Origin of the sequence: Marinobacter denitrificans, assembly GCF_008795955.1 — a bacterium.
Taxonomy (GTDB): Bacteria; Pseudomonadota; Gammaproteobacteria; order Pseudomonadales; family Oleiphilaceae; genus Marinobacter; species Marinobacter denitrificans.
The window spans coordinates 1-12,084 of sequence record NZ_VMHN01000012.1 but is presented as its reverse complement, the minus strand read 5'-3'; the positions used below and the strand labels follow the sequence as shown (position 1 = coordinate 12,084).

General features: G+C 51.4%; 9 protein-coding genes and 1 pseudogene. 4 read left to right on the top strand and 6 right to left on the bottom strand.

Going from position 1 to position 12,084, the window contains the following annotated elements; translation table 11 throughout:
- The first annotated feature begins 48 nt into the window (after positions 1-48).
- From FO268_RS20885 to FO268_RS20875, 3 genes are read left to right on the top strand one after another with little or no spacing between them, the layout of a single operon-like run.
- Complete coding sequence (locus FO268_RS20885) at positions 49-1,536, top strand: SulP family inorganic anion transporter (RefSeq protein WP_150995144.1); 1,488 nt, start codon at positions 49-51, stop codon at positions 1,534-1,536.
- A 1-nt stretch (position 1,537) separates the two neighbouring features.
- The gene (locus FO268_RS20880; protein ID WP_150995143.1) at positions 1,538-2,464 is read left to right on the top strand and encodes a universal stress protein; all 927 of its coding nucleotides are present in this window, start codon (positions 1,538-1,540) and stop codon (positions 2,462-2,464) included.
- Positions 2,464-4,035 (top strand): phospholipase D family protein, encoded by a 1,572-nt coding sequence (locus FO268_RS20875; RefSeq protein WP_150995142.1) that lies wholly within the window; start codon positions 2,464-2,466, stop codon positions 4,033-4,035. The genes FO268_RS20880 and FO268_RS20875 overlap by 1 nt, the downstream gene beginning before the upstream one ends.
- Before the next feature lie 41 nt (positions 4,036-4,076).
- Here FO268_RS20875 and FO268_RS20870 read toward each other — a convergent pair whose 3' ends face one another.
- From FO268_RS20870 to FO268_RS20860, 3 genes and pseudogenes are all read right to left on the bottom strand, one after another.
- Positions 4,077-4,622 (bottom strand): PRC-barrel domain-containing protein, encoded by a 546-nt coding sequence (locus tag FO268_RS20870; RefSeq protein WP_150995141.1) that lies wholly within the window; start codon positions 4,620-4,622, stop codon positions 4,077-4,079.
- A gap of 125 nt (positions 4,623-4,747) precedes the next feature.
- On the bottom strand, positions 4,748-5,506 hold the full coding sequence (locus tag FO268_RS20865; RefSeq protein WP_202336728.1) for a glutaredoxin family protein: 759 nt from the start codon (positions 5,504-5,506) through the stop codon (positions 4,748-4,750).
- A gap of 139 nt (positions 5,507-5,645) precedes the next feature.
- A pseudogene (locus FO268_RS20860) lies at positions 5,646-5,828 on the bottom strand (NAD(P)/FAD-dependent oxidoreductase); the annotation flags it as partial.
- Positions 5,829-6,090: 262 nt separating this feature from the next.
- Here FO268_RS20860 and FO268_RS20855 point away from each other — a divergent pair.
- Positions 6,091-9,198 carry a P-loop NTPase gene (locus FO268_RS20855; RefSeq protein WP_150995140.1) on the top strand — a complete coding sequence of 1,036 codons (3,108 nt, stop codon included), beginning with the start codon at positions 6,091-6,093 and terminating at the stop codon, positions 9,196-9,198.
- Between the two features lie 193 nt (positions 9,199-9,391).
- Here FO268_RS20855 and FO268_RS20850 read toward each other — a convergent pair whose 3' ends face one another.
- The 3 genes from FO268_RS20850 to FO268_RS20840 all read right to left on the bottom strand — a co-directional run bounded on the left by FO268_RS20850 (position 9,392) and on the right by FO268_RS20840 (position 11,950).
- Positions 9,392-9,658, bottom strand: a complete 267-nt coding sequence (locus FO268_RS20850) for an EAL domain-containing protein (RefSeq protein WP_081496573.1) — start codon at positions 9,656-9,658, stop codon at positions 9,392-9,394.
- A 133-nt stretch (positions 9,659-9,791) separates the two neighbouring features.
- The gene (locus FO268_RS20845) at positions 9,792-10,952 is read right to left on the bottom strand and encodes an NAD(P)/FAD-dependent oxidoreductase (protein WP_041654924.1); all 1,161 of its coding nucleotides are present in this window, start codon (positions 10,950-10,952) and stop codon (positions 9,792-9,794) included.
- A 32-nt stretch (positions 10,953-10,984) separates the two neighbouring features.
- On the bottom strand, positions 10,985-11,950 hold the full coding sequence (locus FO268_RS20840) for a helix-turn-helix transcriptional regulator (RefSeq protein ID WP_225316949.1): 966 nt from the start codon (positions 11,948-11,950) through the stop codon (positions 10,985-10,987).
- Positions 11,951-12,084: the final 134 nt, after the last annotated feature.

Here is a 12,084-nt window from a genome sequence, read left to right as displayed (position 1 = left end):
CTTTGCCTGCAGTGTTCACCCTTCCAATGAATTGACTGGATATCAACTATGGTAAACAAGCTCAAAGCCGACTGGCTCTCTAACATACGGGGCGATCTGCTCGCCGGTATTGTGGTGGCGCTGGCGCTGATTCCCGAAGCCATCGCCTTTTCCATTATTGCCGGCGTAGACCCGAAAGTGGGCCTTTACGCCTCGTTCTGTATTGCTGTGGTGATTGCTTTTGTGGGCGGCCGCCCCGGTATGATCTCGGCCGCCACCGGCGCCATGGCGCTGCTGATGGTTACCCTGGTAAAGGAACATGGGCTGGAATACCTGCTGGCAGCCACACTGCTTACTGGCCTGTTGCAGATAGGCGCCGGCTACCTGAAGCTCGGCGGCCTTATGCGGTTTGTCTCCCGCTCGGTGGTGACCGGGTTTGTGAACGCGCTGGCCATCCTGATTTTCATGGCCCAATTACCGGAGCTGACCAATGTGACATGGCATGTCTATGCCATGACCGCCGCAGGGTTGGGTATCATCTATCTGTTCCCGCTGCTTCCGGTGATCGGCCGCATTCTGCCGTCGCCCCTGATCTGCATCGTCGTTCTGACCGCCATCGCGATGATCTACAACATCGACATCCGCACTGTCGGTGATATGGGACAATTACCGGATACGCTCCCGATTTTCCTGTGGCCGGACGTGCCGCTGAACCTGGAAACCCTGATGATTATCCTGCCTTATTCCGTGGGCCTCGCTATTGTTGGCTTACTGGAATCGATGATGACCGCTACGATTGTTGATGATCTGACTGACACCACCAGTGATCGTGACCGGGAATGCAAGGGGCAGGGGATTGCCAACATCGGTTCCGGCCTGCTAGGTGGCATGGCGGGGTGCGCAATGATTGGCCAGTCCATCATCAACATCAAATCCGGAGGCCGGACCCGGCTGTCAACACTGACGGCAGGTGTTTTCCTCCTGGTGCTCGTACTGGTTCTGGATCAGTGGCTGGTGCAGATTCCCATGGCCGCGCTCGTGGCTGTGATGATCATGGTGTCGATTGGTACCTTCAGTTGGGCGTCTATCAAAAACCTCAAGGAGCACCCGTTGTCCACCAACATTGTGATGGTGGTAACCGTTGTTGTGGTTGTCGCAACCCACAATCTGGCGTTTGGTGTTCTGGCAGGTGTGTTGCTGGCGGCGCTGTTCTTCGCCAATAAGGTTGGCCATTACATGCTGGTGACCTCCGAGTTTGATGACGCCACCGATACCCGTACCTACAATGTGGTGGGCCAGGTCTTTTTCAGTTCCTCGGAAAAGTTCACGGAATCCTTTGATTTCAAGGAAGCAGTGGATAATGTGGTGATAGATCTGACCCGGGCGCATTTCTGGGATATTACGGCGGTGGGTGCTCTAGACAAGGCGGTCATCAAGTTCCGCCGCGAGGGCGCCGAGGTTGAGATCATTGGCCTGAACGAAGCCAGTGCCACCATCGTCGACCGTTTCGGCGTGCACGACAAACCCGATGCCGTTGACCAGCTGATGGGGCACTGATATGACGCAAGCCAAGGAATTCAACAACGATCCCGGTCAGAATAACAACCATAACAATCACCAAGGCGAGGTTGAGATGCTACGAGTAGTTGCCTGTATCGACGGCTCCAGGGCTGCGCCGGCGGTGTGTGATTACGCCGCCTGGGCCAGCAAGTACATGGAAACACCTGTGACACTGCTGCACGTGTTGGACGAAGAGCGCTACCCGACGGAGCCGGACCTGGCCGGTAACATTGGGCTAGGCAGCCGCGAACAGCTGATGGACGAGCTGGCCGAGCTGGACCGGAGGCGCTCGAAGCTGGCCCTGGAGCATGGCCACCATATGCTGGATGAAGCCGAGGACCGGGTGAAGACATTGGGCGTCGACGATGTCCTCAAGCGTCAGCGCCATGGCGACCTCACCGAATCTCTTCTGGCTCTGGAAAACCAGACCCGTTTGCTGGTGATGGGGCTTCACGGCGAGAGCAGCTCCGACCGGAACGTGCATGTGGGCAGCCAGCTGGAAACCGTGATCCGCAGCGTCCACCGCCCGATACTGTTGGTACCGGATGAATACCGGCAGCCGACGAGCGCGATGCTGGCCTTCGATGGCAGCGCCACCGCCTTCAAAGGTGTGGAGTTGCTTGCGGGAAGCCCGGTACTTAAAGGCATGCCGATTCACCTGGTGATGATCGGGGCTGACACCAATGACCGCTGGGAGCAGCTCAAGAAAGCCGAGAGGATACTGGGTGACCTTGGTTCCGAGATCACCCTGGCCATTCGCGCCGGTGATGTGGAACCTACTCTCCATGCGTACCAGGAAGAGCATGGTATCGACATCCTGGTGATGGGTGCCTATGGGCATTCGCGAATCCGCCAGTTCCTGGTGGGCAGCACCACAACGACGATGCTGAAAACTGCCCGGAAACCGCTGGTGATACTGCGTTAATGCCACTGCGCCGGTTTTTCCCGCTTGCGCTCTCAGCCTCAGGCGGGTGGATCCTGGTGTTGGTAACGTTGTTGGCCGGTTGTACGGGCGGCTTGCAACCGGTCGTACATTCCGGAGTCGAGGAAGCCGTGCCCAACAATGACAGCTTTCTATTCAGACAGTCCAGGCAGAGATTGGCCGGTTCGAACGGACAGTCCGGCTTTTACCTTCTGAATTCCGGACAGGAAGCGTTCCTCTCCCGTGCGGCTCTGATTGAGTCTGCGGAACAGAGCATCGACGCCCAGTATTACATCTGGGGCAATGATGGCTCCGGGCGCTATCTCGCTGGCCGGCTACTCCTCGCCGCAGACAGTGGTGTGCAGGTCAGGTTGCTACTGGATGATTTCAATGCCGAGAGCATTGGTGAACTCTTTGCTGCGCTGGGCACTCACGCCAATATTCAGATCCGCATTTTTAATCCTGCCAGAAGCCGCAGTGGATGGGGGCGCTGGGTGTCGTTCCTGATGGATTTCGACCGGATTAACCGGCGCATGCACAACAAGACCTTCGTGGTGGATAGGGCGGCGGGCATTGTTGGTGGCCGCAACATTGGTGATGAGTATTTCGGGTTTGATTCAGGGCGCTATTTCCGGGACCGTGATGTGCTCGCAATAGGTCCCGTTGTTGATGGAATGACGGATAACTTCCAGGCCTACTGGAACAGCCCCTGGGCCTATCCGGTATCTGCCCTGTATCCGGACGTTCCCGCTGAATCGGACGTGGCCGCGGCGCTTGAGGAGCTTCGCCACCAGGCCACAACGCAGGCTGACATCCCGGCGCCTGCACCGGCCGGCCGCACGCAGGGAAGGACAGCGCTGACCGGGCTGTTGGAACAACTGACGGTTGCCAACGGCGAAGTGGTGTTTGATCTGCCTTTTGAAACCATGGACGAGCCGGCTGAAACCCCCAGGCGGAGCGCCAGAATGCTTCAGCAGCTGGTCCAGGCGACTGACCAGGAAATTCTGATTGAGTCCGCCTACCTGATCCTTGCCGAGGAACAGCTGGAATTACTGGATGTTGGTGAACGCGAGGGGCTAGTGGTTGCGGCCCTGACCAATTCGCTGGCAACCAATGATCTGGTGACCAATCACGCAGGCTACGCGCGCTGGCGTGATTATATGCTGGAGCAGGGCATTCGCATCTATGAACTCAAACCAGATGCTGAGGCCTGTGAGCAATGGCTGGCAACAGACGGATTCTGCGCCACAGGCCAGGTAAGCCTGCACTCCAAGTCCGTGGTGTTTGATCGCAGCACTCTCGTGGTGGGGTCCTTCAACGTCAACCTCCGCTCAATCTACCTGAACGGCGAAACGGTGCTGATTATTCATAGCCCCGAGCTGGCAGAGCGGGTGGCCGGAGACATTCAGTCAGTTATGGAGCCGCAAAACAGCTGGGAAGTCTCTCTGGATGAAAGCGGCGACACGCAATGGCGTAGTGGCGGGGAAGTCTTTGAAAGCGAACCAACGGTTGGCTGGTGGCGCCGTGCACAGTCCCGTTTTCTTTCTTGGTTGCCGATCGAGAAGTACCTCTAGTACCGGAGAAGAGCAGGGGGGAGCTGAGCTCCCCCCGAGGGTCACTGTTCGACTTCCTCCTCGGCGTCATTGGACAAACGTTCTGCGCCCTGCTTTACGTTCTGCCAGGCAGAGGACGTGGCCTCCTTGGTGTCTTCCCAGGCGCTGCGGCTGGTTTCCTTGGTGGTTTCCCAGGCCTGGCGCATGGAGTTGCTGGTCTGGTTCCACCAGCTTTCGTCGTATTCCGGCAGTGCTTTGATTTCATCCCCGGTTGCTTCCATATGCACCGCGTAATCGTGGTCGTCAAACTCCTGGTCGGCATTTTCTTCCAGGCGCAACGTAAAAGTGCCGCGCTCGGCAACAACATCGCGACCACCCAGGCCCAGCACGTCACCGGTCTTGATCACCAGGGAATGGAGCGACATATTGTCGTCCATGAGGATGTTCTCCACCTCGCCGATCTCTTCTCCGTTACTGTCGTAGACGTCCGCATCCATCAAGTCGCTGGATGAATAAAGACCCTGGGCCGCATTTGCCGATATGCTGAAGGCCATGGAACCGGCCAGGAGAGAAGTGCTCATTGCCTTTATCAAACGTGTGCGCATCATAGTGAACTCCTGTATTGGCTGAACTCCTGTGAGTGGATGTGTGCACGCGATGTAACGGCGATCACGTTACTGATAACGCTATCAAGGCCGGGGCTGTTCATCTACTTACGGTATTGCAATAGAAATCACCCCATGATGTATACCCGAAAGGGCATCCAGAGCCCCATAGCCATCATGATCAGGTTCTCCGTGAGTGATACAAAGCCAAGGGGGACGTTGCTGTTGCCCCCCACACAGGCACATTTGAGTTCCCGGCGGTCAATGTACACCGCCTTGAAAACCGATATGGCGCCGACGGTGCCAATAAACAGCGACACCGGAGCTGCCAGCCATATCAGCGCACCAGCCAGCATCAGAATACCCGCGAAGGTTTCACCGAAAGGGTAGAGGTAGCCGTAACCCACCTGCTTCTGGGCGAGCAGATCATAGTTGAGGAACATGGTGCTGAAGCTTTCCACATCCTGCAGCTTCTGCAGCCCGAGCAGGATCATGGCAATGGCCACGAACTTCTCGACGGTCATCAGAGAGAACACCGAACTGTTGAAGAACCACATTATGGCGATGGCCATCAGCAGGGCGGTGCCGAAAATGGCGATCACCGGCTGGTAACTGGTTTCGTCATCCGGGTCATCGAGCCCGAAATGCTCACGAAGGTCATCGTAACCGCCGATGCGCTGGCCATCGATAAACGCCTGTGGGGTGGTATCCACGTTGTGCTTTTCCTGGAACGCATCGGTTTCTTCCCGGGTCGTCAGGTGGTGGTCCTCTACCTGGTAGCCCTTGCGCTTGAGCAGAAATTTGCTCTTCAGGCCAAACGGACACAGGTGTTCCGACATGACCATGCGGTAAAGCTCGGCGGTCTTGCCCTGGGCATTGTCAGCCATAGTGCTGCCCTCCTTGATTTGGGAACGGTCGTCCTGATAACGCTCACAAACAGGATCCGGGGGGATTAACCATCAGACTAGTTCAGGAAGACTACAATGAGAACAGAGGTTACATGGTGGTAATAAGGCTCGTGAAATATCAGGCGTAGCTCCCGGCCGCAACTCCCGATGCCCATGCCCATTGAAAGTTGTGTCCGCCGAGATGTCCCGTCACATCCACTACTTCGCCAATGAAATACAGGTCAGGCCTGTCCAGCACTGCCATGGTTTTGGATGACAGCTGGCGGGTCTCCACGCCCCCCAATGTCACTTCTGCAGTTTTCCGAACACATTCCTAATGTTGTCAATTTTCCCGCTGATTGCTCATCCAGTGCTGTCTTAAGTTTTAGGGCACAATTCAAGCTGGCAGGGCGAGGGTAGCATCAGAATAGCCCCAGTTCTTTCGAGTAGTATCAATCAGGCGGGAAGGGCGTCATGCTAAGGCCACCCTTTATATTACGGTCCACATATTCTACTCTCGACTATTAAGTCAGAATGCGAACTAAATATGCAGAATGCACCTATTCTAATAAGGAAAGATCCAAATGGCGCTCAGCCCGACACTAATCGATAAGGTGAGAAAAGGGAAGATTGTCTTGTTTCTGGGTTCAGGCGCACTTTATGGCGCCAATTTACCAAATAAAAAAATCCCTCTTGGCAATGATCTTAGGGATATTATTTGTGAACGATTTTTAAATGACAGCTTTAAGGAAGCAGATCTTGCACATGTCGCAGCCATGGCAATTTCCCAAGCTGGTATTTTTGAAGTTCAGGATTATATACGAGATTACTTTTCGGAGCTGGAGCCGGCCGCCTTTCACATTAAGATTCCAAGCTTTAAGTGGAGGGCCATATTCACAACAAATTACGACTTGTTGGTTGAGCGATGTTACACAATAAATAAGGAGCCGATGCAGAAGCTCTCTCTAATTGTCAGCAATGAAGATAATTTCGATGAAACTCGAGTCACAAATGATCTACTGCCATATGTAAAACTGCATGGATGCGTAACAAGAACTCACGATTCCTATTTGCCCCTGGTGCTGACCACTGATCAATACAATGAAAGCTTTGACGTAAGAAAGAGACTCTTTAACCATTTATACGAGTTGGCCTATGACAACTCAATCGTATTTGTTGGCCATAGCTTGCTTGATCACAATGTCCGAGCTGTTTTACTAAGCCTTGAAAAAGAGTGCAAAGGTGGGCAGAGACATTACTTATTAAAGCCTAAAGTTGATGATATAGAAAAAGAATTTTGGGGTGAGAAGAAAATAACTGCTTTGGACATGACGTTTTCAGACTTTCTTGATGATATAGACACTCAAGTATCAAGATCTGACAGACTTCTCTCAATTGTAACACCGCCGTCAACACATCCTATCCAAGCAATTTTTAGTAAACATGTTTCCCCGTCAGAAGAGCTCATCGACTTCTTAACAAACCAAGTCGATTGGGTGAATGCGGATACTCCGGTCTCTGATGCTGATCCCGCAGAATTTTTCAAGGGTGTCGACCAAGGTTGGAGTCCGGTCGCGCAAAATATCGCTATTCCTCGAAATCTACAGCGACACATTAATGAGCGGGCAATAGAGAGTACAGACGTTGAGCAAGAGGAGAAATCTGAATTCTACGTAATCAAAGGAGAGGCAGGTTCAGGAAAGACAGTCCTACTCCGTCAAATTGCTTGGGATATAGGCATGTCTGCACTGGGTGTTTCGCTATGGGTAAAACCCGGATGCTTTGCAGATTTGGACATTATTGAAGAGATTGTCGAAAAAACGGATGAGCACGTTTATTTATTCTGGGACGACGCTGCCATAAACTCGATTGAATTGAATAGATTTATACAGAAGCTAAAAAAGAAAGACTTGCCGGTTTCTGTTTTCACTGCTGAACGTTATAACGAATGGAACGTACGCTGCGAAGATCTCGATGAATTAATTACAGATACCTTTGAGTTGAGATACCTATCCGAGAATGAGATTGACGGCCTAGTTCATCAACTTGAGGCACACTCTTCACTTGGACCTAACTTGAAGGATAAGAGCCACGACCAACGCTGCCACGAGTTGCGCGAAATATATGGGCGCCAACTCCTCGTAGCTTTGCATGAAGCCACAATGGGAGAGCCGTTCGAGGATATAATATTCAATGAGTATGAAAATATTTATCCAGAGTCAGCAAAAAGAATTTATCTTACGGTCTGCGTACTCAATCGACTGAGAATACCTGTGAGGGCGGGCCTCATTTCGAGAATTCATCAAATCTCCTTTTCTGGGTTTCAGGAGCAGTTCTATAAGCCCCTTGAGCGAGTCGTAATAGTAAGTGGAAATGGAGAACAGGACATTCACTATCAGGCGAGACACTCTGAAATTGCGGAGATTGTATTTCGTCGGGCTTTATCCAACGCTGAAGATCGTTACCAAGAATACATAAATATTGTGAAAAAGCTGAATGTTTCTTTTAGCACTGATCGCTCTTCGCAACGTTTACTGTTGAGGGCTAAATCACTTCACGACCTATTTCCAGAGTATGAAGATGTCAGCGCTATATATTCGCATGCCATTGAATCGAACGGAAAAGACCCATACATACTACAGCAGAAAGCAAACTACGAGCGAATTAGGCCGAACGGAAGCTTAGACGCAGCTTTGGACCTGTTACAGCAAGCTAAAGAACTAGCTCCATATGATTCCAGCATTCTCCATAGCTTGTCAGTTGTTTGGCGTGACAAGTCTATTTCCGAGCAAGATCCTAGGTTGCGAAGGGTATATAGAGGAGAGGCCAGAGGTTACCTTAACCAGATGGTCGCTAAATGGGGAATTGATGGATATACCTCATCCTCATTAATTGAACTTTCGATCGAAGCTTTGAATGACCTATTGAATGATGAGGCAGCAACGCAATTTAGTATTAGAGAAGCCATTCGATCAGTTCAGCAAGAGATTACCGACAATAAAAGAAAGTTTCCTACTGAGTCTCAAATCCATGTTCTTGAAGCAAAATTCTCTGAACTAATAGATGATCACGGAAGAGCATTAGCAGCGCTAGAAAAGTCTTTTGAAGAGAGCGACAGAGAGCCACACCTTGCTATACGTTTGGCCAGTCGTTTATTGAAAGAAGGCGAAAAGGAGAAAGCCGAAGAGGTCTTCAGGCAGGCGCTTGATAGGCGTCGCGCGGATCATAAGCTAAATTTTCATTTCGCAGAATTCTTACGATGTAATTCAGATTCTTCACATGAAGAACTAATGTACTTCTACAGACGAGCCTTCACACCTGGCGACGGCAATTATCAAGCCCAGTTTTGGTATGCTAGGTATGCGCTGAATTCTACCGACGGCAAGGTGGTGCGAGACGCAAAAGGCATTTTCGGTGCTCTTCGGAAGGCCAGGGTATCTCATGATGCAAAGGTTGAAATTCGCGACTTTGATTTTGAGGGCCCTGAGCGGAAGATTTTCACGGGCGCCATAAAGACAAAGAGGTCATCTTACGGTTTTGTGCGAGTGGATGGACGGGGTGATGAGGTGTTTTTTCCCGTTTCCTCTGTCCGAGACGACTTATGGGATGCAATTATCGAAGATGACCGGGTCTCGTTTAATCTCGGTTACAGCTTTAACGGTCCGGTTGCATGTCAAATACGTTGTGAATAGCCCGTTTGGTTTGCTTTTATTCTAAAGGTTAGATTGTGCATAGAGACAGTTATGGCAGTTAAATGGCCGACACTTACACCGTCCTGCATTTCACGGTTCGGTCGCAAAGCGAACGTTCAGATGGTGCGATAACGCCGGCGCACACTAAGCGTTCGGTGATCCCAAATTGATTCGATGACCACCATCGGGCCAATTAAACCCAGTCAGTAACTTGTAGGTACTCCTCGCACCTTTTGACTGAGAGCGGCTTAGCATATAGATAGCCTTGTCCCGCATCACAGCCAAGGATTCGGAGATGGTTTTCTTGCTCTTTGGTCTCAATTCCCTCGGCCAGTACATCGAGTCCTAGGCTATGTCCCATCTGAATAATCGCTTTGGCAATTGCTCCACTTTCCTGGTCGTTAGGTAAGCCCCGGGTGAATGACTGGTCACTGTGGCCATCACAGCTGGGCTGGGCGATTCTGTATCTCCTGCTCTACAGCAGAGCTTGTGGGAGGGCCAGAATCCCCCTGCAGCTGGATATGCTCAGTCACGAGGCTCGACACATAGAAATCTCAGAGATGAGAATGAGTTGCATCCCATCTCGCTTACACTTACCCGGAGAGAGCTTTAGATAGCTTGGCTTGCCGGGTGGGAAGATTGACCGTTTCAGCTGCGATCATCCGGTCTCCGGAAAAGAGCCAGAATTCACAGGCATTGTCACTCTCTGTGGGACGCCGCTGAATTCGGTCGTATCCAGTGGCGATTCCAATACACTGGACTTTCATGCCGTTGAGATCTGACCAAAAACGAGGAGGAGAGGCAGGCGGAGACGGTTTACCACAAATATGAGCCGCCGCAATTTGTGCTTGAAGCATGGCATTGTGAATAGTTTCTATTCGGATGGGTGTATTGGTGGAAACGTTGACGGCTTTAGCGCAATCTCCGATCGCAAATATGTCAGGGTCAGAGCTACGCATGCCGCTGTCTACTATAATACCACCGTCGCAATCCAGGTTTGCGTCTTGCGCAAGTTCAGCATTGGGGATGGCTCCTATACCGATAACAACGACGTCTGCGGGTTTCGTAGTGCCGTCGGACAAACGGATACCGGAAACTCGGTCTCCCTCAGTGAGAATCTGGTTGACGCTAGCATTGAAGTAGAACATTACGCCGGCGGAGGCCATGCGGTTTCTGACAAAATTACTTGTTAATGGTGACGCTACTCGACACATCGCTCGGCTGTTGGCCTCAAACACAGAGACTTGTTTTCCCTGTAGATTGGCAGCGGAGGCGACTTCAAGCCCGATAACACCCGCGCCGAGAATGGCCACCTTCTCGCATTCCGGGGCTAACAGGGCATTACGTAATGCGGCGGAGTGGTCAAGATTCCTGAGATAGAAAACATTTTTTGCGCTCTCACCAGGTAAATCAATAGGACGTGGCCTCGCTCCTGTTGCCAAAATCAGCGTGTCGTATTTAATTTTCCTGCCGCCTTGAATCACTACTTGCTTTGCCGATCGTTCAAGCGCTATTACTTTACCGCCTTGTTCAAATTCAACTTTGTTGTCCCGAAAGAAATTAGGAGAACGGATCGGAGTTGGCGAGGGCAACTCATCTGAGGTCAAATAGGCTTTGGACAACGGGGGACGCTGGTAAGGCAGCGTGTTTTCCTCGCCCAAAATGGTAATCGTTCCGTCGAATCCATTCTGGCGGAGAGCCTCTGCGGCGGTCAGGCTGGCTATTCCAGCGCCAATGATAACTATTTTTTGCATATTCGCTCGATTCCTCTTTTGTTTTTGTAGCACTATAAAAGTCCGCGCAGTCGAGCTTCAGTGACTGCCTGAACCCGGTTGGTTACTTTAAGTTCGCTGAAAATCTTCTTCATATGCCATTTGACGGTATCCTCCGTCACGAGAAGCCGTTCAGCGATCTCTCTGTTGGTCATTCCGTTGCTTACGCATTTCAACAGAGAAATCTGCTTTATCGTGATAGTTGAGTGGGCATTGCCGGGCACAGGTGGCACGCTGGAGTCTTCTATTCTGACATCGGGATCCTTCGTAGCTTTAGCTTCAGAGTCGTCTGGCAGATCGTTAAAAAGATCCTGAGCAAGGGGGCTAAGAGAAAGTAGCGCTTCTTTGATCCAGAGCCGTGTGAAGTGACAGTTCAAATGTTCCGAAAGTAGGTTTGCATCAAGAATCATGCGCTTCGCCGATTTTGATGAGCCGAGGGCAAACGCTGCCAGGGCCTGACAATAGTGGGCGGCGATCCTGGTTCTAGCGTCTGAAATTGCGCTGGCGCTTTGTAGTGCTTGTTTGGCATATTTTTCGGCGACACCAAACTGTTTCCCAAGCCGTAGTCTATACATTGAGGTTACCAGGGCCATACGTGCTTGAATGGCCTGGTTTTGATTTGGCAGGAACGTCAGCTCACATTCATCGGGGAGTATGGGTGGACCCAATTCCTCGTTGTTCAGGAGAGTAAACTCAGCTAACTGAACTTTAGTCAGGATATTTAGACGAGAGAGCTCTCGCTCGCAGGAGGCTAAGCGGGATTGTTCCAACAAGGCCATGGCTCTATCTCGGAACCCTTGGTGGTACAGAAAACGGCTGTAGGCCTGTGTACACCCCCACAGAATATCTGTAACGCCATAGTTCAAAGCGAAATCGAACGAAGCCTGTGCAGATTCCTGGGTAACCAGGTGATGGTTCTGTTCGTGCAGGATTTGTAACTCAAGGGTGCCAAACATTTTATTTAAAAAAGTTTTTGGCACCTGAATCGGTAATCCCCCCGAAAAACAGCGGTGATCAAAAGTAGAATTTTCCGTAAGCTAGACGCAGGGAGATTCTGCATGAAGAAGTCACGTTTTTCCGACAGCCAGATCCTGTCGATCCTCAAGCAAGCCGA

Excerpts from the sequence above, each read along its gene's own strand:
- FO268_RS20885 (WP_150995144.1), top strand. The coding sequence starts at position 49 with ATGGTAAACAAGCTCAAAGCCGACTGGCTCTCTAACATACGGGGCGAT.
- FO268_RS20880 (WP_150995143.1), top strand. The coding sequence starts at position 1,538 with ATGACGCAAGCCAAGGAATTCAACAACGATCCCGGTCAGAATAACAAC.
- FO268_RS20875 (WP_150995142.1), top strand. The coding sequence starts at position 2,464 with ATGCCACTGCGCCGGTTTTTCCCGCTTGCGCTCTCAGCCTCAGGCGGG.
- FO268_RS20870 (WP_150995141.1), bottom strand. The coding sequence starts at position 4,622 with ATGATGCGCACACGTTTGATAAAGGCAATGAGCACTTCTCTCCTGGCC.
- FO268_RS20865 (WP_202336728.1), bottom strand. The coding sequence starts at position 5,506 with ATGGCTGACAATGCCCAGGGCAAGACCGCCGAGCTTTACCGCATGGTC.
- FO268_RS20855 (WP_150995140.1), top strand. The coding sequence starts at position 6,091 with ATGGCGCTCAGCCCGACACTAATCGATAAGGTGAGAAAAGGGAAGATT.
- FO268_RS20845 (WP_041654924.1), bottom strand. The coding sequence starts at position 10,952 with ATGCAAAAAATAGTTATCATTGGCGCTGGAATAGCCAGCCTGACCGCC.